At 70.5% G+C, this 21,471-nt stretch carries 18 protein-coding genes and 3 pseudogenes; 9 read left to right on the top strand and 12 right to left on the bottom strand.

The features are described 5' to 3' along the window. Window positions 1-120 precede the first annotated feature (120 nt). From AS594_RS02550 to tnpA, 8 genes and pseudogenes are all read right to left on the bottom strand, one after another. A complete protein-coding gene (locus AS594_RS02550; RefSeq protein WP_069933520.1) occupies window positions 121-2,892 on the bottom strand; it encodes a fumarate reductase/succinate dehydrogenase flavoprotein subunit in 2,772 nt (923 codons plus the stop codon). Between the two features lie 32 nt (window positions 2,893-2,924). Next, entirely contained in the window at window positions 2,925-3,680 is a 756-nt protein-coding gene (locus tag AS594_RS02545; protein ID WP_069925453.1) for an ABC transporter ATP-binding protein, read from the bottom strand. Next, window positions 3,677-4,564 carry an ABC transporter permease gene (locus tag AS594_RS02540; protein WP_069925452.1) on the bottom strand — a complete coding sequence of 296 codons (888 nt, stop codon included), beginning with the start codon at window positions 4,562-4,564 and terminating at the stop codon, window positions 3,677-3,679. Before AS594_RS02540 ends, AS594_RS02545 begins: the two co-directional genes overlap by 4 nt. Further along, complete coding sequence (locus tag AS594_RS02535; protein ID WP_069933522.1) at window positions 4,561-5,913, bottom strand: ABC transporter substrate-binding protein; 1,353 nt, start codon at window positions 5,911-5,913, stop codon at window positions 4,561-4,563. The genes AS594_RS02540 and AS594_RS02535 overlap by 4 nt, the downstream gene beginning before the upstream one ends. 14 nt (window positions 5,914-5,927) lie before the next feature. Then, window positions 5,928-6,155 carry a 4Fe-4S dicluster domain-containing protein gene (locus AS594_RS02530; protein WP_069925450.1) on the bottom strand — a complete coding sequence of 76 codons (228 nt, stop codon included), beginning with the start codon at window positions 6,153-6,155 and terminating at the stop codon, window positions 5,928-5,930. A 68-nt stretch (window positions 6,156-6,223) separates the two neighbouring features. After that, window positions 6,224-6,991 (bottom strand): GntR family transcriptional regulator, encoded by a 768-nt coding sequence (locus AS594_RS02525; protein ID WP_069925449.1) that lies wholly within the window; start codon window positions 6,989-6,991, stop codon window positions 6,224-6,226. A gap of 227 nt (window positions 6,992-7,218) precedes the next feature. Next, window positions 7,219-8,022 (bottom strand): HEAT repeat domain-containing protein, encoded by an 804-nt coding sequence (locus AS594_RS02520; protein WP_176742726.1) that lies wholly within the window; start codon window positions 8,020-8,022, stop codon window positions 7,219-7,221. A gap of 246 nt (window positions 8,023-8,268) precedes the next feature. Then, window positions 8,269-8,475 (bottom strand): annotated as a pseudogene (gene tnpA / locus AS594_RS40770) (IS200/IS605 family transposase); the annotation flags it as partial. Between the two features lie 81 nt (window positions 8,476-8,556). Between tnpA and AS594_RS40765 the strand changes: the two are divergent. Continuing rightward, window positions 8,557-9,075: pseudogene (locus AS594_RS40765) on the top strand (RNA-guided endonuclease InsQ/TnpB family protein); the annotation flags it as partial. Window positions 9,076-9,257: 182 nt separating this feature from the next. Here the strand turns inward: AS594_RS40765 and AS594_RS02515 are convergent. Then, window positions 9,258-9,830, bottom strand: coding sequence for a TetR/AcrR family transcriptional regulator (locus AS594_RS02515; protein WP_069930212.1), 573 nt, complete (start codon window positions 9,828-9,830; stop codon window positions 9,258-9,260). A gap of 168 nt (window positions 9,831-9,998) precedes the next feature. Here AS594_RS02515 and AS594_RS02510 point away from each other — a divergent pair, with 168 nt between their 5' ends. The 4 genes from AS594_RS02510 to AS594_RS02495 all read left to right on the top strand — a co-directional run bounded on the left by AS594_RS02510 (window position 9,999) and on the right by AS594_RS02495 (window position 15,319). Then, window positions 9,999-10,790: an SDR family NAD(P)-dependent oxidoreductase gene (locus AS594_RS02510; RefSeq protein WP_069925448.1), complete on the top strand. Its 792-nt coding sequence runs from the start codon at window positions 9,999-10,001 to the stop codon at window positions 10,788-10,790. Window positions 10,791-10,939: 149 nt separating this feature from the next. Then, window positions 10,940-13,399, top strand: a complete 2,460-nt coding sequence (locus tag AS594_RS02505; RefSeq protein WP_141747143.1) for a CehA/McbA family metallohydrolase — start codon at window positions 10,940-10,942, stop codon at window positions 13,397-13,399. Between the two features lie 469 nt (window positions 13,400-13,868). Then, complete coding sequence (locus tag AS594_RS02500; protein WP_069925446.1) at window positions 13,869-14,300, top strand: cupin domain-containing protein; 432 nt, start codon at window positions 13,869-13,871, stop codon at window positions 14,298-14,300. Between the two features lie 218 nt (window positions 14,301-14,518). Beyond that, window positions 14,519-15,319 (top strand): methyltransferase domain-containing protein, encoded by an 801-nt coding sequence (locus tag AS594_RS02495; protein ID WP_069925445.1) that lies wholly within the window; start codon window positions 14,519-14,521, stop codon window positions 15,317-15,319. Between the two features lie 164 nt (window positions 15,320-15,483). Here the strand turns inward: AS594_RS02495 and AS594_RS45915 are convergent. Further along, window positions 15,484-15,702 (bottom strand): annotated as a pseudogene (locus AS594_RS45915) (PPOX class F420-dependent oxidoreductase); the annotation flags it as partial. Between the two features lie 408 nt (window positions 15,703-16,110). Here AS594_RS45915 and folE point away from each other — a divergent pair. The 3 genes from folE (at window position 16,111) to AS594_RS02480 (ending at window position 19,026) form a co-directional block, all read left to right on the top strand. After that, window positions 16,111-16,734, top strand: a complete 624-nt coding sequence (gene folE / locus AS594_RS02490) for a GTP cyclohydrolase I FolE (RefSeq protein ID WP_079148497.1) — start codon at window positions 16,111-16,113, stop codon at window positions 16,732-16,734. A gap of 3 nt (window positions 16,735-16,737) precedes the next feature. Continuing rightward, window positions 16,738-17,094, top strand: coding sequence for a hypothetical protein (locus AS594_RS02485; protein WP_069925444.1), 357 nt, complete (start codon window positions 16,738-16,740; stop codon window positions 17,092-17,094). A 648-nt stretch (window positions 17,095-17,742) separates the two neighbouring features. Next, window positions 17,743-19,026 carry an extracellular solute-binding protein gene (locus tag AS594_RS02480; RefSeq protein ID WP_069925443.1) on the top strand — a complete coding sequence of 428 codons (1,284 nt, stop codon included), beginning with the start codon at window positions 17,743-17,745 and terminating at the stop codon, window positions 19,024-19,026. A gap of 108 nt (window positions 19,027-19,134) precedes the next feature. Here AS594_RS02480 and AS594_RS43825 read toward each other — a convergent pair whose 3' ends face one another. Both AS594_RS43825 and AS594_RS02475 read right to left on the bottom strand, forming a co-directional pair. Continuing rightward, on the bottom strand, window positions 19,135-19,353 hold the full coding sequence (locus AS594_RS43825; RefSeq protein ID WP_141746876.1) for a hypothetical protein: 219 nt from the start codon (window positions 19,351-19,353) through the stop codon (window positions 19,135-19,137). A gap of 254 nt (window positions 19,354-19,607) precedes the next feature. Next, window positions 19,608-20,342 carry an SOS response-associated peptidase gene (locus AS594_RS02475; RefSeq protein ID WP_069925442.1) on the bottom strand — a complete coding sequence of 245 codons (735 nt, stop codon included), beginning with the start codon at window positions 20,340-20,342 and terminating at the stop codon, window positions 19,608-19,610. A 299-nt stretch (window positions 20,343-20,641) separates the two neighbouring features. Between AS594_RS02475 and AS594_RS02470 the strand changes: the two genes are divergently transcribed. Next, the gene (locus tag AS594_RS02470; protein WP_240508910.1) at window positions 20,642-21,220 is read left to right on the top strand and encodes a hypothetical protein; all 579 of its coding nucleotides are present in this window, start codon (window positions 20,642-20,644) and stop codon (window positions 21,218-21,220) included. The last annotated feature ends 251 nt before the right edge of the window (window positions 21,221-21,471 follow it).

Genomic DNA, 21,471 nt, shown 5'->3' with positions numbered 1-21,471 from the left:
CCCTTGTCCGGGACCTGTCCGGGCGACGCGCCCGGCACCCTCGGCGGGCCCGGCGCGGCAGGTCTTCGTACGGCATGGGAAGCGTCGAACTCCGCTTGGAGAGCCGCCGGTCGACTACGTTCACGAGGCCGCGCGGGACGCGTAGGCGCGGACATCGGCGTCCGGGTCGGAGGCGGCCGTGGCGAGGGCCGCCCGAGCCCCGGGTTCGGTGCGGTGGGGGAGGAGCGAGAGGACGGCGGCTTTGCGGACATCCGCGTTCGGGTCGGCGAGGGCACCGGAGAGGGCAGGGACCGCCAGGGCGGGCGGCGCCGCACGGAGCGCGGTCGCAGCACCCGCCCGGACCTGCCAGGCCAGGTCCTCGAGCGCCGCGGCGGCCCGCGCGGCGTACGGGGGCGGGCAGCCGGTGGCGGCCAGTGCGGCGAGCGCGGCGGCGCGGACGAGCGGGTCCGCGTCGGCCAGCAGCGGGTCGAGCGGCGCGGGTGCCGGGGAGTGCACGGCCGCGAGGCCGCGGGCCACGGCGACCCGGACCTCGCGGGCCGGGTCGGCGGCGGCGACCGCCAGTTCCGCGACCGCGTCCACCGAGACCAGGGCCCGTACGGCGGTGATGCGTACGTCGATGTCCGTGTCGGCGAGCGCGGCGGCGTACACCCCGGCGTCGCCCAGTCGCAGGGCGCGCAGCACGTCGAGCGCGGCGGCCCGCACGGCCGGGTCGGGGACGTCCAGCGCCTCCCGCAGCCCCGCCCCCAACCGCGCCTCGGCGGGCAGTACTTCGACCAGCTCGCGCAGCGCGGCCGCGGCGGCGGCCCGGACCTGCGGCGCGGCGTCCCGCAGGCGCTCGGCGAGCGCGGGCCCGGCGCCGGCCGGCACCGTCTCACCGAGGGCGGCCACGGCGGCCGCCCGCACCGCCGGGTCGGCGTCGTCCAGGTAGGGGCGCAGCGCGTCCAGGTCGGGGGACTCCTCGGCGAGGGAGAGCAGGCGCAGGAGGGCGGGGCTGGGCGCGGAGACATCGAGGGCCTCGACCGTGGCCGGCGCTGCCACGTCCCGCGCGGCCGAGGGCGCGGCCGGAGGCGTGGCCGGGCGGGCGGCCGGGGCGGCGTCCCGCGGCCCCGCCGTGGCCACCGGCACCAGCGCGACCTCGCCCAGCCACCTCTCCGGTCCGGGTGCCGGAGCGAACTCCGGCACCGGGACCACGTACGGCTCGACCGGCCGCGCCGTGAACTCCATCGCCCCCGAAGCGGACTTGCGCAGGTCGAGATGGTGCAGCCAGCCCGCGTCGTCCCGCCCCGGGTGGTCCAGCCGCTCGTGGTACAGGCCCCACCGCGACTCGGTCCGGGCCAGTGAGGCGCGGGCGGCCATCTCCGCGCAGTCCCGGATGAAGGTGACCTCCGCGCACCGCATCAGTTCGTGCGGCGTGCGCGCGCCCATCCCGTCGATCTCCCCCGACATCCTGGTGAACGCCTCCACCGCCAGGGACAGCTTCGCGCCGGTCTTCGGCGGTGCCACGTAGTCGTTGACGAACCGCCGCAGTTTGTACTCCACCTGCGGCTGCGGCGGCCCGCCGGGGTTGCGCAGCGGCCGGTAGACGAGGTCGTGGGCGGCGGCCAGCTGGTCCTGGGGCAGCTCGCCCTCGTACGCCCGGTGGCGTGCGGCGTCCTCGCCGGCCAGATCGCCGTAGACGAACGCGCCGATCATGTAGTTGTGCGGTACGCAGGCCAGGTCGCCGGCCGCGTACAGCCGGGGCACGGTGGTGCGGGCGTGCGCGTCCACCCGTACACCGGAGGCGGAGTGCCCGCCGCAGAGCCCGATCTCCGAGATGTGCATCTCGATGTCGTGGGTGCGGTAGTCATGGCCGCGGCCCTCGTGGAACGTGCCGCGGGTGGGCCGCTCGGTCGTGTGCAGGATCGATTCGACGGAGGCGATGGTCTCGTCCGGCAGATGACTGAGCTTGAGGTACACCGGACCCCGGTCGGAGGCGAGTTCGGCCGAGAACTCGGCCATCATCTGTCCCGACCAGTAGTCCGACTCTACGAACCGCTCGCCGTGCCGGTTGACCTGGTACCCGCCGAACGGGTTCGCGACGTACGCGCACGCCGGCCCGTTGTAGTCCTTGATCAGCGGGTTGATCTGGAAGCACTCGATCCCGGTCAGCGCGGCCCCCGCGTGGTACGCCATCGCGTACCCGTCGCCCGCGTTCGTGGGGTTCTCATACGTCCCGTACAGATAGCCGGAGGCGGGCAGACCGAGCCGGCCGCATGCCCCGGTGGCCAGGATAACCGCGCCCGCCCGGACGGTGACGAACCGCCCGGTGCGGGTGTCGAACCCGGCGGCGCCGATGGCCCGGCCGTCGTCCGGGTGGGTCAGCACCCTGACCGGCATGACCCGGTTCTCGATGCGGATCCGCTCCCGCATCTCGCGACGCCGCAGCTGCCGGTAGAGGACCTTCTTGACGTCCTTGCCCTCCGGCATGGGCAGCACGTACGAACCGGACCGGTGCACCTGGCGCACCGCGTACTCGCCGTGCTCGTCCTTCTCGAACTTCACCCCGTACGACTCCAGGCGCTGCACCATCGCGAAGCCGCGGGTCGCGGTCTGCCGGACGGTGGACTGGTCGACGACGCCGTCGTTGGCGCGGGTGATCTCGGCGACGTAGTCGTCGGGTTCGGCCCGGCCCGGGATGATCGCGTTGTTGACGCCGTCCATGCCCATGGCGAGGGCGCCGGAGTGCCGGACGTGCGCCTTCTCCAGCAACAGCACCCGCGCGCCGCGTCCGGCGGCGGTCAGCGCGGCCATGGTGCCGGCGGTGCCGCCGCCGATGACCAGGACGTCGCAGGACAGTTCGGTCGCGTCGGCGAGGGCGGGGATGGCCGGCGGGGTGTCCACCAGGGTGTCCACGGAGGTGCCTTTCGGGTGGCTTGGCTTGGCTTTCAGAGGGATTCGAGGATGCGGCGGTGCAGTTCGGTGGTGCCGGGCGCGTGCCGGGCGTCGCGCGCACGCGGGTGCGGTACGTCCAGCACCTGTCCGGAGCCGAGCAGCAGGACCCGGTCGCCGAGGTGCACAGCCTCGTCCACGTCGTGGGTGACGAAGACGACGGTGGCGCCGGTGTCCCGCAGGATGTCGACCAGCAGGTCCTGCATCTCGGCGCGCGTGTGCGCGTCGAGCGCGCCGAAGGGTTCGTCCATCAGGACCGCGCGGGGCCGGCCGGCCAGGGCGCGGGCCAGCTGGACGCGCTGCCGCTGCCCGCCGGACAACTGGTGCGGCAGCTTGTCGGCGTGCCCTGCCAGACCGACCCGGTCCAGCCAGTCGGCCGCTGCCCGCCGCCGCTCGGCCCGGGGGACCCGGCGGATCGCCAGCGGCAGTTCCACGTTGGCGCGGACGGTACGCCAGGGCAGCAGGGCGTCGTGCTGGAAGACGAGCGCGCGGTCGGCGGCGGGCTGTCCGATCCGCTCACCGTCCTGGGTGACCTGCCCGTCGAGAGGGGGCAGCAGCCCGGCGACGGTGCGCAGCAGGGTGGACTTGCCACAGCCGGAGGGCCCCACCACGGCAAGCAGTTCCCCCGGCGCGATCCGCAGCGCCACCGTGCCGGGGACGGCAGCGCCGTCCCCGTGGCCGAGGCGTACGTCGTGCAGGACGAGTTCGGCGCCCGGCGGCGCGGGTAGGGCGAGCAGGGTCGTGGTGCTCATGGGACCGGCTCCTTCCGGGGAACAGCGGTGCGGATGGTGGCGGCGGGTTCGGCGGCGTCCGCCCGGGTGCGGGCGGCCCTGCGGAACGCCGGACGCGGTGCGCCGGCGGCTCCCCGCGCGGCCGGGCGGGGCAGCCAGGAGGTGGCGCGACGGCCCAGCAGTTCCACCGCGGTCGACGTGAGCCACCCGAGGGCGCCGATGGTGGCCATGCCGACGAACACCCCCGGATAGTCGACGATCGTGTAGTCCTGCCAGGTGCGGTAGCCCACCCCGTACTCGCCGGAGATCATCTCCGCGGAGATCACGCAGATCCACGAAACGCCGATGCCCACCGACAGGCCGCCGAAGATGCCCGGCAGCGCTCCCGGCAGCACCACCGAGAACAGCACCCGGAGCCGGCCGCCGCCCATGGTGAGTACGGCCTCTTCCCACACCGGGGTGAGCGCCCGGACCGCGTGCCGGGTCGACACCACCACCGGGAAGAAGGCGGCCGTGAAAGTGATGAACACGATGCCCTGCTCGTTGGTGGGCAGCAGCAGGATGGCGACCGGAACCAGCGCGATGGCCGGCACCGGCCGCACCACCTCCACCAGTGGGCCCAGCAGGTCGGCGGCCCACCGCGACCGGGCGACGGCCGTTCCGACCGCCACCCCCGCCAACGCGGCCAGCACAAAACCCACCACGATCCGGCGCAGGCTGTGGCCCAAGTCCTGCCAGTACGGGGCGGTGCCGACCCGGTCGGCGAAGGCGGAGGCCACCTCGCCGACCGTGGGGAACTGCTCGAACCGCAGCCACAGGTTGACGTCCAGCGAGGTCAGCAGCTGCCACACCCCGAGGGCCGCGGCCAGCGAGGCCAGGCGGAGCAGCCGGCGGCCCACGCTCATGACGCCAGCCTCACGGCGTCCGCGTAACGGATGACCCGCGCCCCCGCGTGAGCGTCCACGTACCTCTTCGCACTCGCCGGGGTGACGAAGGCGCGCAGCTCGCTGCCGTCCGCTACCCACACCGCCTTGTCGGCGAACCACAGGGTGCCGGTCAGCGCGTCCGGCACGTACGCGGCCCGGACGTCGGCGCCATTCGCGGCTTTCAACAGCTCCTTGGGGCTGTCGAAGGAGCGGGTGGTGCTCGCGCCCTTCAGCCACAGTTCGGGCTTGGCGGTGCCCGCCTTCGGGTAGGCCGCGGACCGTACGGCCCGCCTCAGCGGCGCCGGGTCGACGAAGGCGTCTACGTCGACGTCGCCCACCAGACCGGCCGCCTTCAGCACCGGTACGTCCTCCTTCAGCGCGGCGATCAGCTCCGGGCGGAGCTCGGGATCGAAGGTGGCTATGCCCTGGGCGCCGTTGTAGAGGTAGACCACCTCGGCCGGCAGCCCGGTCACCTTCGCCACCGACTCGGCCGCGGTGACCGGATGGGCGCGCAGGTGGTCGGTGGCCCGCCGCTGCGCCCTGAGGAAGTCGTCGAGAATCCCGGTCCGTTGCTTGGCGAACTTCTCCCGGACCGTGACACCGTGGAAGGTCGGCAGGTTCAGTTCGGCCCCGTCGTACAGAGCGGTGGCCTTGCCCTCGAAGGCCTGCTTGCCGGGCCAGGCGACGAACTGGGAGAGCGCGTCGACACTGCCCGCGGTCAGGGCCGAAGCGCCCACACTGGGCTGCTGGTTGAGCTTCTGGATGCCCTTGTCCGGGTCGATGCCGGCCTGCCGGAGGGCCCGGACCAGGGTGCCGTCGGCGGCTGAGCCGACGCTGGTGGACACCTTCTTGCCGCGAAGGCCGGCCAGTGAGCGCAGAGGCGAACCGGGCGCGCTGACGACGGTGTTCAGGCCGCCGCGCAGGTTGTAGCCGGTGACCGAGACCAACCGGGTCGGCTGCCCCAGCTGCTTGCCGCGGGCCGCGTTGATCAGCAGTGGGAAGTCTCCCATCGAACCGATGTCGATCTTCCCGGCCGTCATCTGGGCGGTGATCGGGGCGCCGGTCGCGTAGTCCTGCCACTCGACCTTGTAGGTGGTGCCGTCCTTCTTCCCGCGGGCCGCGAGTTCCTCCTCGAAGTAGCCGAGGGAACGCAGCAGGGTGCCGGCGGTGACGGTGTTGATGGTCTTGGACTGGTAGCCGACGGTCACGGTGACCGTCTTCGCTTCGGCGTTGCCGTCGGCGTCGGCCGAACCGCCGCAGGCGGTGGCCAGGGGGAGCAGCAGGGCGACCGGCAGCAGCGGGAGGAGGGGGTTTCTTTCGCGGGGCATGGGAGTTCGACCTTTCACCGGAGCAAGTAGGGCATGTTGACGGTGACCGCGCCGGTGGGGCAGCGGGCCGCGCACGGGCCGCAGTACCAGCACTCGTCCACGTGCATGTACGCCTTGCCGTTGTCCTCGCGGATCGCGAGCGAGTCGAGAGGACACATGTCGACGCAGAGCGTGCAGCCGTCGATGCACTGAGACTCGTCGATGGTCACGGGCACGTCGGCGCGCTGCGGAACGAGAGGCATGGTGGTCTCCTAAGGGGCCCCGGCAGGGCCGGGAACAACAGGGAACGGAAGGGCGGGAAGCTCAGGGATCAGACGGAGCGGTGCAACAGGCCGCTCATGGTGATGCGGTCGCCGCGGAACCGGATGAACTCCAGGTCCACCGGCCGCCCGTCGGACAGACAGGTCAGTCGTTCCAGCATCAGTACGGCGGCCCCGCGGGGGGCCTGGAGCACCGCGGCGGAGTGCGCGTCGGCGTTGACGGCCTCCAGGGTGATCTCGGCATGGCCCAGCGGAGCGCCGGTCAGCGACTCCAGGAGCCGGAACACGTCCGTGTTCTCCAGGTCGCAGCCCAGCAGTTCACCGCCCACGTCCATGGGCAGATAGGACAGGTCCAGGGAGAGCGGAAGTCCGTTCAGGCGGCGCAGCCTCTCGATACACAGCACGTCGGTGTGCTCGGGCAGGCCCAGCCGATGGGCCACCGGGCCTGGCGCGGTGACCGGCCCGACCGTGCGGACCTCGTTGGTGACCCGGCCGTGTTCGTGCAGGGTCTCGGCCAGGCCCTGGAGGCGGTCGAGCCCGTGCGGGTACTTCACGCAGACCACCACGGTGCCGACGCCGGGTTGCCGGTCGACGAGTCGCTCGCCGCGCAGCAGGTCCAGAGCCTGCCGGACGGTGTTGCGGCTGGCCCGGTAGTCGGCGGCAATGGCGTCCTCCAAGGGCAGGACACCGCTGGGGAAGCCGCCCGCCAGGATCTGGTGCCGCAGCAGGTCGGCGAGCTGCCGGGCCCGGTCCGCACGCAGCCGCCGACGGCGCGCGGCGGCGACGGGGAGGGCGGCGGGGGTGGGTTCGGCTGGCATGGCAGGGAACGTACAAGGAGAAGCACTCCGATGGTGTTGCCGCAGTATTGCGCCACCTGACGGCCCGTACACATCCGTCTGACCTGCGGTTTCAGCGGCAGAGCAACGAGATCCGCCACCCGGCCGACCACAACGTGGACGCGATCCGCCATCCGGCCGACCACAGCGTGGACTCCCTGTGCCCACGATGCGGCCGGTCACCCCGCCGTGCCGCCTTCGGCCGGCGATCACGGTGACTCGCGGACCGCCTCCACCGCCTCCCGGACGTCCGCGTGCGGGTCCTCGGCGAGACCGTCCAGCAACTCGGCGACCCCAGGGGTGGACCAGCGGACGACCGCCCACACGAGCTCCTCCCGCACACTGGGGTCGGGATGGGCAGCAAGCCCGGTCAGCTGGGAGAGCGGGCCCCGTCGACGCGTTCCGAACCAGTGCAGCACCTCCCGCAGCACGGCAGGGTCGCCGGGCTCACCGGCTGCTGCCACCCGGGCGAGCAGCACCCTGGCCGGTGGCGGCGGACCGTCCAGCGGGTGCGGCATCCGCTCGCGCAGGCGCCGCGCCCCGTACCCTCCGCGGATCCGGCACCCGAAGCAGGTGCAGGGGCGGACGCCGTGCGCGTCCGGCTGGTAACGCCAGCCCACCCCCTGTGGCGCGGTGCGGATGCGGTGCACTTCGCGCGGCCCGATCGCCCGGGGCACGAACACCTCCCACCCCCGCGGATCGTCCAGAGCGGCGATCCGCCGCACCGCCTCGGCAGCGGGAACGGTGGCCTGGGCATCGCGCGTCCGGTCCGTGTAGCGTCCGACCAGTACGAGCTGGTCGTCGTCCAGTCGCACGTGGACGGCCACAATCCCTCCCCTGCTGCCGAAACGGGCCAGTTCACGTAGCCACTGGTGGGTGAGGGTGTACGACGGCAGTACGGGAAAGCAGTACACCCCACGCAGGCCGCCCTGCCCGGAGCCGGCTGCGCGGATCCCGGACCGTCGGATGCGCGGCGCGTTCGCCGCCGAGGTCACGTGTACGAACATCGCCATAACCGGATGCTAGGTGACCGGTTCCACGACATCCTCCGGGCATGAGGGGCGCGACCCAACGCCGCTGTGCGCCGACAGAGTTGACTCCCTCCTGACCGCACCGCATGATTGCCGGTCCGCAGTAACTAACGCACCGGCGTCTGCCTCTGATCTTGCCAAGTGCTTCACCCTTCAGGGTGGGGGTGAAGCGCATTGTTGACCCGGAGGTGCGGAGCGCCGGAGTTCCCTGCGCCTTCGGCATGTCGGTCAGATGGGCCGCTTCTGGTTCTCGATGTACTGCTTGACCACGGTCAGTGGCGCCCCGCCGCATGAGCCGGCGAAGTGGGAGCCGGACCAGAAGTGTCCGCCCCACAGGTACCGGCGGACGTGGCTGTCGCACTCCTGACGGAGTCTGCGGGAGCTGACCCCCTTGAGGGAGTTGAGCAGTTTGGAGAGCTGGGCTTTGGGCGGGTAGTCACCAGGAGGAGAAGACGTGACTGCCGGTGCGTATACCGGGGTTGGGGTTCCATGTGGTGACATAAACCGAAGGGTAATGTGGTCATCGTGCAGCTTCGGTATTCGTTTCGGGTGTACCCGAGTGCCGGTCAGCGTCTGGCGTTGGGGCGGGCGTTCGGGTGTGTTCGGGTTGTCTTCAATGACGCGCTTCGTGTCCGTGAGGCCGCTCGTTGCGCGGGGCTGCCGTTTGTTGCGTTCGGTGAGCTGTCCAGGCAGCTGACCGTTGCGAAGAAGACTCCCGAGCGGGCTTGGCTCGCCGAGGTGTCGTCGGTTGTGTTGCAGCAGTCTCTTCGGGATCTGGACATCGCGTACCGGAATTTCTTCGACGGTCTGAAGGGCAAGCGCCCGCGCATGGGTGCACCTGGTTTCAAGTCTCGCAAGGACACCCGCCAGGCTATCCGTTTCACTGCGAACGCCGGATGGAAGGTGACGGCCGGTGGGAAGCTGCGGCTTCCCAAGGTCGGTGATCTGGCCGTGAAGTGGTCTAGGTCCTTGCCCTCGTCTCCCTCCACGGTGACCGTGATCAAGGACAGCGCGGGCCGGTACTTCGCATCGTTCGTGGTCGAGACCGAACCCGGGACACTGCCGGATACCGGCAGCGCGGTCGGCATCGACCGGAGCGCGGGTAAGACCGGGACCCGTCACGGCACAGCGCGAAGAAACAGGAACCCACCCGAAGCCCCAACCGGTGACCACCGGCAGGCAGACGGGAAACTCCGCCCCTTAAGGCGGAGAGGATGTCAAGGGGTCTCCGCCTCGCTGAACCGCGTCAGGATGAGCAGGGTGTCGACGAGTTCCTCGGCTGGGGCGCCGGTGGCCAGGCGGCGCAGCTGCTGCCCGAAGACCAGGGCGACGGCCGCGCCGGCCAGGCGTTCGGGGTCCGGCACGCCGAGCTGGGTCAGGATCCGGGTGGCCAGCAGGTCGTAGGCGGCGAAGCACTCGGCCGCGGCGGCACGCAGCCGTTCGTCGCGGCCGGCCTGGACGTACAGCTCGAAGGGCGCGATGTGGCGACTGTCGAAGGCGTTGCCGCCCGCCACCTGTGCCACCGCCTCGGCCGCCTGTCCGATGTCGAAGCGCTCGTCGGTGCACGCGTCGGCCAGCTCCGTGAAGTGCCGGGTCTCCTCGGCCACGAAGTGCAGCAGGCTCTCGCGCAGCAGCTCGTGCTGGGTGGCGAAGTGGTACGTGACGGAACCGAGGGAGAGGCCGGCCTCCTTGGCGATCCGCCGATTGGTGACGGCGGCGATGCCGTCCTGCCCGATGATCCGCAAGACGGCGTCGACGATGCTCTGGCGGGTGTCGGAAGCGCGGGGCATGTCGGCATTCTGCCCCATCGGCCGACGCGGCCGCCCGGCCGGGGCCGGGTCATTCACTGTCTGTGCCGGGGGAGTTGGGGCGGCAGAGGTGTGGACATGGAGCGGAGCGATCCCTACTGTTCGTTCGAACGAACAGCAAAGGGTCGCCGTCGCCGCTCGGGAGTCGTCGTGGACATATCCGGATCGCGTGTTCTGCTCACCGGGGCCACCGGAGGCATCGGCTCCGCTCTGGCCGCCCGCCTGACGGCCCAGGGGGCCCGCCTCACCGTCAGCGGGCGGCGCGAGGACGTCCTCAAGGCCACCGCGGAAGCCTGCGGCGCGCGCACCGTGGTCGCCGACCTGGCTTTCCGGTCCGACGTCGTCCGCCTCGCCGAGACCTGCGCCGAGGCGGACATCCTCGTCGCGAACGCCGCCCTGCCGGCCAGCGGCGACCTCGTGGACTACACCGAGGAGCAGCTCGACCGCGCCCTCGACGTCAACCTGCGCGCACCCGTCCTGCTGTCCCGGCTGCTCACGGAGCACATGGTGGCCCGCGGACGCGGCCACATCGTGATGGTCGGCTCCATTTCCGGCAAGGCGGCGACCAAGTCGACGTCCCTGTACAACGCGACCAAGTTCGGGCTGCGCGGATTCGCCCTCGCCCTGCGGCAAGAGCTCAGGGGCACGGGGGTGGGGGTGTCCCTGGTACAGCCCGGCTTCGTCCGCGACGCGGGGATGTTCGCGGACACCGGTGCCGCCACGCCGAACGGCATCCGGACCGTTACGCCCGGCCAGGTCGCCGACGGTGTGGTACGAGCCGTCCGCCGCGACCGGTGCGAGGTGAACGTGGCGCCGGTGGAGCTGCGGCTCCTGAGCGCCATCGCCGGGCAGTTCCCCGGGTTCGCCGAGCGGATCCAGGCCCGGGCGGACGTCGACGGTTCCGTACGACAGATCGTCGAAGCCCAGCGCGCACGCCGTTAGACACCGGCGGCCCCGTGCCCTTCACCGGGAGCACCCGCTCGTCCCTCTTCACCCCGCGTCGTCCTCGTACGGATCCGCCCGCACCCAGCACGCCCCTGCACGCCCCGCACGCCTTCCCTGTCACCCACCCCGTGAACGGAGAACCCGCCGTGCCGAGTGAACAGCTCCCGAACGCCGAGTCCGACCCCGGCCCGGCTGTCGAGCGCAGATCCCTGCTCCGATTAGGCGCCCTCATGGCCGCGGCCGGAACCGCCGCGCTGGTCCCCGCGCCCGTCACGCATGCCGCCACAAGGGGCCAGGGCACCGACACGGTGACCACCACCTACCGTGGCCGCGCCCCGCAGGGCAACGACCAGTGGGCGTACGTCGCCTTCGACGTCCCCACCGGAGTGCAACGGATCTCCGTGTCCACCTCCCACGACGCCTCCGCCGGCATCCTGGACCTCGGCATCTTCGGCCCGTCCGGCTTCCGCGGCTGGTCGGGCGGCGAACGGTCCGGCTTCACCCTCTCCGCGGCCGACGCCACTCCCGGCTACGTACCCGCTCCGGTCGAGCCCGGCGGCTGGTCCGTCATCCTGGGGCCGATGGTCGGCGCCACCGGCGGCATGGCCTGGCAGGTCGACGTCACCCTGCACTTCGGAGACCCGCTGCCCCGGACCCCGTACGACATCCTGCCGACCGCGGTGGCGGGGCGCGGACCCGGTTGGTACCGGGGCGACCTGCACCTGCACAGCGTGCACTCCGACGGCAAGCGCACGGTGGACGAGATCGTCGCGGCCGCCCGCCAGGAGGGGCTGCACTTCATCGCGACGTCCGACCACAACACCAGTTCCACCGGGGTGACGTGGCACGGCAACATCCCGGCCGACCTGCTGGTCATCAACGCCGAGGAGGTCACCACCCGCCACGGCCACTGGCTGGCCGTCGGCCTGCCTCAGGGCGAGTGGGTGGACTGGCGCTACGGCCCCGCCGACAAGGGTGTGTTCGACGGCCACGCCCGACGCGTGCACAGCCTGGGCGGACTCACGATCGCCGCCCATCCGCTCACCCCGGCAGCGGGATCCTTCTGGGAGTTCGGTCTCGACCGCGTGGACGCGCTGGAGGTGTGGAACGGACCGTGGACCCTCGACGACGCGGCCAACATCGCCGCCTGGCACGTCATGCTCTGCCTCGGCAAGCGGGTCGCCGCCGTCGGCAACAGCGACGCCCACAGCCCTTCGGACGCCGTCGGACGGCCCCACAACGTGGTGCGCGCCGCCAACCTGTCGACGCCCGCCGTGCTGGACGCACTGCGCAAGGGCCGCTCGTACGCCGTCGAATCCGCGGCCGTGACCGTGGACTTCACCGCCCGCGCCGGCGGGGCGGTCGCGGGACCAGGGGAGGAACTGCCCCTCTCGTTCTTCGACGCCGTCGACATGACCCTGAACGTGACGGGCGCCCCCGACAGCGTCGCCACGCTCTACACCGAGTGGGGCATCATGGCCGCCACGTGTATCGACGGCAGCGGCAAGGGGCAGCTGCGCTGGCGCGGCTGGGGCAAGGCGTCCCTGTTCGCCCGGGCCGAGGTGCGCCGGTTGAAACCCGCCTCCACCACATTGGACCAACTGGTGGCCATCACCAACCCGGTGTGGTTCTACTCCGCGAAACTGCCCCCGTACGACGTCGAGCGGCGGGCGCTCTTCCACACCGAGCGCCGCCCGGACGGCTCGTGGAGCAGCATGCGTCCGCTGCCGGGTGCCGCGTCCGGCGCCGCCTCGTTCACGGGGGTCCAGAGCGCCGCGGCCGGCATGGCGGACGGCTCCGTCGTGGTGCTCGGCATCGCGCCCGACAACGCCCTGTGGCTGACCGTCGTACGAGGCGCGGTCACGCTCCAGCCCTGGAAGCGTGTGGCCGGACCGGACGGCCGGTCCGACTTCACCGTCCGGGAGGCGGACATCGCGGCCTTCCCCGACGGCACCTGCCAGATCGTGGTCACCGCGATGGACGGGACTACCTTCCACCAGCAGCGTCGCGCCGACGGCACCCTGCCGGGGTTCCGGGCCCTGCCCGGCCTCACCGCGAAGAGCCGCTGGGGTGCGACGAAGGTGTCGATCACGGCCATGCCCGACGGCTCCGCCCAGCTGCTCAGTTTCGGCACCGACGGTGCCATGTACCACTGCGCCCGCGGGCGGGACGGTACGTGGACGCCCTGGGGACGCCTGGCCGGTTACAACGGTGCCCCGACGTTCTCCGGCCCCGCACTGGCAATCACCGGCATGCCCGACGGATCCTCCCAGGTCCTCGCAATCGGGCTCGATGGGATCGTGTACCACCAGCAGCGGCGGCCCGACGGCTCCTGGACCGGATTCCGGCCCCCGCGCGGCGTCACCAGCGCCACCATGGGGGCCAGCGCCGTCGGCATCGCGGGAACGGCCGACGGCTCCGCCCAGGTCGTGGCGGTCGGACTCGACGGACGGGTCTGGCACAACGTCAGGAGACCGGACGGCTCCTGGACGCCGTTCTCACAGATCCCCGGCCCGAACGGCAGCGACGCCTTCGCCGCGGGGCAGGTCCGCATCACAGCGCTGCGTGACGGCAGCACGCACGTGACGGCCATCAGCGCGGGTTAGGTCTCGTCCGGGCGGTTTCGCTGCTGGATGACGTTCACTGCGTACGCGCGTCTCGGTTCGGAACGCAGGGATCGGAATGTCGAACCGCGGCAGCCTGAACACGGCGCGGGCGACGAGGTCGGCGCCACCCCGCAGGACAGCGCGGCGCCATGCGTTGGGGCAGCGGCGGCGTGACGCGTTGGGACAAAAGGGGGCGGTCCGTGTCCTACCGGATGAATGCGGGCGTGTGATCGCCGGCCGTGGGGTACTCGTGGCGCATGGCACACCGGGGTCGCGGTTCACCAGCACAGGCAATGCGCGGAGCCCGGCGTCTACGAAGAGACCGAGGGTCTCTTCACGGCGGCGGAAGCCGCAGGCGTCTCCAGGAGAGACAGGTCTGGCGGTTCAGGGCAGGCGAGTGGCCCGTGGCGCGTGGCTGGACCTGGCGCGAACTGATCGAACGCTGCCAACGGGCTGTTGTACTGCGCACATGACGGATAACAGACAGTGCACGGTGGTGCGGACCGGTCAGTACGAGGGTGTTCAGGGCGGCACGTTCGGCGCGGGGATCAGCGCCCAGTCGGCGGGCGCGGAGCGGCTTTGTCTGCACCGTTTGGTGATGCCCGCTGGCACCAGGGGGCGTCCTCACCTGCACGAGGGGCACGAGTCGGCCATCTTCATCCAGTGCGGCCAGGTCGAGGTCTGGCACGGGCAGGACCTGGCCGAGCACGTGGTCCTGCGCGCGGGCGACTACATCCACATCCCCGCCAATACGCCCCACATGCCGGTGAACACTGGCGCCGAGGACATGGTGTGCCTGGTCGCGCGGACCGATCCCGACGAACAGGAGGGCGTCCGGATCCTTGAGCTACCGGCATGGCTTGAGTCCCGGGTCGGACCACTTGCGGTCGGGGCCGGCTGAACCGGCAGCAGCAGAACCCAGGAGGGGAGACAGCGACGACCGACGTGGCCGTCGCCCAGGAGTGGCCGACCTCCTGGACGTATGTCCTGCGCGTGGAAGGACTCGCGATCAAAGGGCTCCGGCAGCGCTGCACGCGAGCGCAGCCGGTCGCTGCCCCTGGAATCGGCCGGCTCGTGGGCGGGGCCCGGTTCGAGGATGATGGATCAGTGGACCCAGGGGTGACTGAGCCAGCCGGACCGGCGAGCCGATGCCAGACGTGCGGAGTCCCTGGTGGGGCGTACGCGCTGTCGGCGGAGTTCTACGACATCCTGCACGCCGCGAGCTACCGGACACACGCGGCCGTACTGGCTGGCCCGGCTGCCGCCGCCAGAGTCGGAATCCTTGAGCTGGGCGCCGGCACCGGTCTGGTCACGGAGACCCTTGCCGGCGCGTCGTCGGTGCCGGTGCACGCAGTGGAACCCGCGACCGCGATGCGGTCGGTCCTGCTCTCCCGGCTGGCGGCCGCCGACGGGTTGGCCGGCCGGGTGACGGTCCATGCCTGTGCGGCGCAGGACCTTGATCTCGCGGGGCAGGTGGATCTCGTTGTCTGTCTCCGAGTGATCGCCTGTTTGCCACCGGCCGAGCGCCGTACGGTGTGGCGGACGCTGGCCGGTCTGCTGGTTCCGGAGGGCCTGCTGTTCTTCGACCGGCCGCCGGCACGGCTCCCGGCCGCGCCCCGGCATCATGTGCTGGGGGAGGCACGCGTCGGAGCCGACACCTATGTCGGCCACCTCACCGAGTGGCCCGAGGACGATCGCATCCGATACGTCTACACCTACCTGGTGCGCCGTGAAGACCGGGTCGTGCGCCGGGCCCAGGAGGCCTTCCACCTGTGGCCGATGACCCGACCGACCCTGGACGAGGAGCTGGCGGCCGCGGGCTTCCACGTGGAGGACGGGCTCGTACAGGACATGCTCAAGGTCAGACGACTGCCCGTACGACGGGTCTTCACCGGGTCCGGAGGACATCGCGTGCGGTGAGCGTGACCGGGGTGGTGCCGTCCAGGCCCCAGGCGACGATGCGGCACGGATGCACCCGGATGATGTCCGCCGAGCAGCCGTCGTACAACGGGCCATGACCAGGGGACCGGCTGGGCCCGGCCCCGGATCTCGACTCCGCGCTCCAGGTACGGATCGGTCGAGACGACGTCGTCCACGATGAAGGAGACCTGGCGGCGAGTCCGGACGTTGCGGAACTTCTGGGTGGCCGCCATGTCCCAGCTGCCGATGTCGATGGTGCCCGTCGTGAGGTTCAACTCGAACAGCACCGGGCGGACCTGTGGGCCACCGTCCGGGCCGAGTGTGGCCAACCGGCCCAGCGGCTGGTTCAGCAGGTATTCGCGTTCGGGATCTGTGAACGGCATCGGCTCGCTCGCTTACTCATCGGGATTCGGACGCCGGCGTAGTACGGGCGGCGGTCGATGAACCTGGGGCGCCGACGTCGGACATCAGCACGGCGAAGGCATCCAGGCACGCGCTGTTCAGTCCGCCCGGTTCCTCGGTCGGCAGTTGAGCGGTGTGCGGCGCGCAGGATCTTTGGCTCCCCTTCCGATCGGCAGCCGCCCACCTGACGCTGATGCGAGAAGTTCGCGCAGATGACCCCATCGGCCCCCTGCACAGCCAGGCCCGGCCTCCTGCCTATGTGCCCACAGCCCGGGAGCCTGCGCAACTCGCCGGGCTCTTCGTCACCGTAAGTGCAGGTGGGACAGCGGTCCGCGTGCGGATCGTCCGACGCTGTGGCTCCATGGACGGGGGCCCCAATGGAGGCAGAGATGGACCGAAGTCCTCAGTCCGAGCAGCCGGTGAGCGACGAAGACCTTGACACTGACCTCGAGTTCGAGGAGATCGACCTTGCCGGAGCGGAGAAGGCGGCCAACCAGTTCCTCACCGCGCTCGGCATGCGAACCGACACCGAAGCACTGAGTGACACGCCGGGGCGTATGACCCGTGCGTACGCGGAGCTGTTCAGCCCGAGGCCGTTCCACCTGACGACTTTTCCGAACGACGAGGGATACGACCAACTGGTACTCGCCCGGTCCATCACACTGCGCTCCGTGTGCGAGCACCACGTGCTGCCCTTAGTTGGGTACGCCCATGTGGGCTACCTGCCAGGCGCCCGCATCTTGGGTATTTCCAAACTGGCCCGAGTGGTCGAGCACTTCGCCTGCCGGCCCCAGGTACAGGAGCGACTCACCATGCAGATCGCTCAATGGTTGCAGGAACAGTTGCAGCCGAAGGGCGTCGGTGTGGTCATCGAGGCCGAGCACACCTGTATGACGCTGCGCGGCGTGCAGTCGGCCGGGAGCAGCACCGTCACCTCCGCCCTGCTCGGGGAGATCCGTGACAACGGTCGCACGCGCAGCGAGTTCCTGTCCTTCGCCAGCATCTCGAGGTGAGCCATGAAGCAAGACCTGTCCGCCCCCGCCGTCGCGACGCACGTCGAAACCCCTGCCGCGGACCCGGTCGTGGCACCGCCGTGGTCGCCGGACAACCGGCTCCGTATCCAGCGTGCGATGAACGCAGTCCTGCGGGAGGCGGCGGACGTCGTACTCCGTCGTACCAGCGGGGGGCAGTGGTGGCCGCCCGCCGAGACGGAAGCCGGCGACGTGTCCGGCCTGATCCTCACCGCGCGACATCTGGTACTCGCTCCGTTGGAGGAAGTCCTGAAAGACGCCAGGGCCACGCTCGACGATGTCGAGCGACAGGTCAGGGAGTACCGTGGCCTCAGCCGACCGGATGAACGCGGTGAGCCGTGATCGGGTGGTCGGACGAACTCCAAGGTCAACGCACCGCACCGGCACCGGCCGGTTGAGCGGGACCGCTGCGCCCAGGCGCCCGGTTGCTTCCGCTGCTGAAGGTCGCGGTCACTCTTTGAGGTGTTCTTCTCCACTGCGTCCTTGACACGGAGATCCCGCCACCGAGACAGGCGTTCCGGCACACCGCCGCTCATCAGCGAGGTGATGCCGTAGTTGAGGGCACGGTCCGATGAGGTCCACCCGAGATTGCGCAAAGCTCCGAGCCGGCTGAGGAAGCCGCTGGCCGACTCGGCGATTTTCAGCGTCCCGACTGCATACACCGGTCCCAGACCGGTGCTCTGCTCCGCGTCCATGCTGCCAGGACCGGGTTCGGCACGCTTACGCCGACCGACCTGACGGCGCGCGCCCGGGACGCCGGGGCCCCCGCGACGCTCCTGGTCATGGGTCGCCCATGCGCCGAACGGGAGTCGCGTCGGACACCGTGGACGGTTCTACGCGCGTCGGAATCGGCGTCGGCATATCGGAAGACACCAGTCGCAACCAACGTAGTTGGAGCAATGGCCACAACCATTGAACAGGGGGCGCAATACGCCCTGCGTCAGGAGAGAATTCCGGCCGTACTGTCCAAAAAGAATCAAGAGGAACATCGTGCGACCAAGACTCTTCGGCGCGACCGCCTCCGTGGCCGCACTCGGACTGCTGGGCTCCCTCGTCACCGCCTGCGGCTTGTCCGGGAGCGGCGGCGGCAAGACGACGCTGCGCCTGGTGGCCGCCGAGTACGGCACCAGCCCCGCGACAAGCTCCCAGGCGTACTGGGACAAACTGACCGTCGCGTTCACCGCCGCCCACCCCGGCAAGAAGGTCGAGGTGACGCTCTACCCGTGGGCGAGCGTCGACCGCGAGGTCACCCGCATGGTCAAGGAGGGCAACGCCCCGGACGTGGCCCTGATGGGCGCGTACTCCGACTTCGCCGCGCAGGGCCGCCTCTACGCCGCAAACGAGCTCCTGTCGATCAGGACGGCGGCGAACTTCCTGCCGCCGCTCGTGGAGGCGGGTACGGTGGACAACACCCTGTACGGCTTGCCCTTCGTGGCCAGCAGCCGGCTGCTCTTCTACAACGAGGAGCTGTTCGACAAGGCCGCAGCGGAGCCGCCGAAGACGTGGTCGGACCTGAAGAATGCGGCCGAGGCGCTGGAGGAGGTGGGCGTGCTCTACCCGTACGCCCTGCCGCTCGGTCCCGAGGAGGCGCACGCAGAAGCCCTGATCTGGGAACTGAGCAACGGTGGCGGGTACGCAGACAGCAGCGGCGGGTACAGCATCGCGTCCGAGCAGAACACGCAGACGTTCCGCTGGATCAAGAACAATCTGGTCGCGCCCGGCCTGACCGGCCCGGTTTCGCCGGCCGAGCTCGACCGGCAGGACGCCTTCGACGCCTTCCTGCGCGGCGAGGTCGGCATGGTCAACGGCTACCCCTCGCTCCTCCACGAGGCGAGGGCGAAGGGCATGAAGGTCGGCACCCTCAGCATGCCGGTGTCGGACACGCTGGACGACGGGAAGGTCCCGCCGTCGGCGGGCGTCGCCGACTGGATGATGGCTTTCAAGCATGAAGACAACCGCGAACTGGTCGGCTCGTTCCTGGAGTTCGTCTACGAGGACAAGAACCTCAGCGAGTTCGCCGGGCGCTACCACCTGTTGCCCTCGACGGTGTCCGCGACCGAGGCATCCAAGGACGCGGCGGCGGACCCCAGCGGCGAGCAGTTCCTGAACGCACTGCACGGTGCCGAGCTCTACCCGGTCAACGAACCGTCCTGGCTACAGGTCAGCAACACCATCAAGCGGAACATCGGCAAGGCCGTCGCGCCGTCCGCCGACCCGGAGGTGGTGCTGAAGGACATTGCCCGACAGGCCCGGGACATAGCGGAGCAGAGGTAGGTGGTCCTCGGGATCCGTGTGCGGGTGCACAGCGGTCCGGCCACTTCTCGGTGCTTCAGCACATGGCGTAAGCGGTCGCCCGTACGGGACAGGGCTCAGCCACGATGGTCAGGCGATGTGCCGCTGCGGCAGCGGACGTACGACGATGCAATCGCCGTCCGCGTTGAAGTGGGTGTGCGCGCCTGCCGCGTGTTGGTCGGCGATGTGCTGGCCGATGCGCCCGGCGTTGTGATTGGAGACGGAGATGATGGAGACGGTCTCCACCGGTCGGCCGGCGCAGTCACGGCAACCGGTCACAATCTTCGTCCGGGGCGGAGCAGTTGTCATGATGCCTCCTCTGAACGGTGGAACGCCTGGAGCGTCGTGGGGGTCCGGGGAAATCTCCACCACGCCCCGGGAGTTCTCGTGCCCGGGACGGGCACGTACATGCTTCGTCAGCGAGCGACACGGCACTGGTCCATCCCGTCGGCCACCCGAACGAATCCGGACCGCGAAGTGCTTGGCTTTGCGTTCGTAGCGTCGGTGCAGATGTTCCGCCACCGGGTCGGGGCGATCACCGACCGGGCCGGCAGGCGGCGTGATCAGGCGATCTCGTCCAGCAGGTGGGGGCCGTTGTTGCGGACGTTGTTCACGGCCATGGAGACGGGCCGGGCGTTGAGCCGGCCGCCTGCGGGCTGTGTGAGCAGGGCACGGAGATCGTCGGTGTTTTGGTGGTGCGGGTCGAGCCAGGTGTCGTAGTGGTCCGGGGTGAGGGCGAGCGGCATGCGGGGGTGTACCCGGCCGGCCGCGTCGGTGGCCTCGGTCGTGATGATCGTGCAGGTGGTCAGCCAGGCGGCCGGGTCGTCGCCGTTCTCGACGGCAGGATCGCGCCAGTACTCGTACAGACCCGCCAGGGCCATCACCTGCCCGTCGGTGGGGTGGATGAAGTACGGCTGCTTGCGCGTCTTGCCCGTTCTTTCGTCCTTGAGCGGCTCCCATTCGTAGAACCCGTCGGCCGGCAGCAGGCAGCGCCGCTTGACGAAGGCACGGCGGTAGGCGGGCTTCTCGTGCACCGTCTCCAACCTGGCGTTGATCATCCGGGCCCCGGCCTTCGGGTCCTTCGCCCACGAAGGGACGAGTCCCCACGGCAGCGACCGCAGCTCCCGCCGCACCTCGTCGTCTCCCTCGCGTCCGGCGCGCTCGAGGATGGCGTAGACGTCGTCGGTGGGGGCCACGTTCCAGCTGGGCGCCAGCTTCTCGTCGGGAAGCCAGTCAGTGACACTGAAAAGCCGGGTCAGGTCCTGGGGACTGCGGGTTGAGGCGTAGCGACCGCACATACCGCCACTCTGCCACGCCACCGGACCGTGTCGGGTGAAAGGCGGCGGGCTGACCTCGTCGCGCCCTCGTGGCCTCGGGAGGGTGTGGCCTGCTCCTGCGGGCCTCAGTCCGCCCGTTTCCGCCATTCGACGGGGCTCTGAATCAGGTAGGAGTTCCTCTGGATGGGCGATCACTTCACCGACGTACCGACTGTCCACTTTCCGGTTCAGCTGGCCCGAGGCAATACTGCTGGACGCTCGCTTTGTGCTTGCCCGTTGTCGTGCCGGCTGTGACCGGACTGCCGCCCCGTCCTGTTCACTTGGCTGGTGCGAGCGACAGGACCTGGGACCCCGAAGACGAGCACGTTGTCGCCGAGCGTATGGACAAGGCCCACGCCGACAATCCCCGCCTCGCGGCGTGGCTGGCCGAGCAGCAAGGCCGCTTCGACGATTGGAACAGCCGCCATGGCGGTGGATGGGACTTCAGTGAACACTCCCTCGACCGCATAGAAGCCCTCGTCCGCGAACGCGTGGCATCCGTGGACGACCTGTTCACGGACGAGCACACGCCGATGATGCAGGTCGCTTGCTGGTACGTCGGCGAGGTCCACAACCGCACCCGCGGCACCCAGTGGCGTACAGACCCTGATCCCGCTGACAGCCACCCCTGGTCCAAACGCCCCTACGTCATCGTGCCCTTCACACACCTGCACGAGTACCAGGACCCCGAGGGCATCGACTACGACGCCCGCCCCCAACACCATCCCCTCAGCAGCTTCCTCGCCCTCCTGCGCGAGGAACCCACCGACGGGCTGGGCTCACTGCGGCGCGAACTGGCCGCATACGAGCCCGGCGGCAGAATCGTCGCCCAGCCCCAGCCCCAGCCCCAGGACGATTAACGCCGTGCTTCCTCGGGGCAGGGGCGCGCCCTCGTCGTGGCGGCGTCGCAGGCGGTGCTGACGTAGCGGAATCCTGGCGCGGTGGCTGGAGTCGACCTGGACGTGCGGCCCGCACCCATCTCTTACGCGTGCGCTGAACGGAATCCGCGCCCGGCCGGTTCACAATTTGGCAGGCGATTACCCGCTCTGCTGCATACAGCGGCCCATACCGGTGACGCGTACGAGAAGTATCCGGCGACGCGAATGGAGGC

The organism is Streptomyces agglomeratus, assembly GCF_001746415.1.
Lineage (GTDB): Bacteria > Actinomycetota > Actinomycetes > Streptomycetales > Streptomycetaceae > Streptomyces > Streptomyces agglomeratus.
Note: the sequence above shows the minus strand (reverse complement) of the source record. Positions and strands in the feature narration are given on the sequence as shown.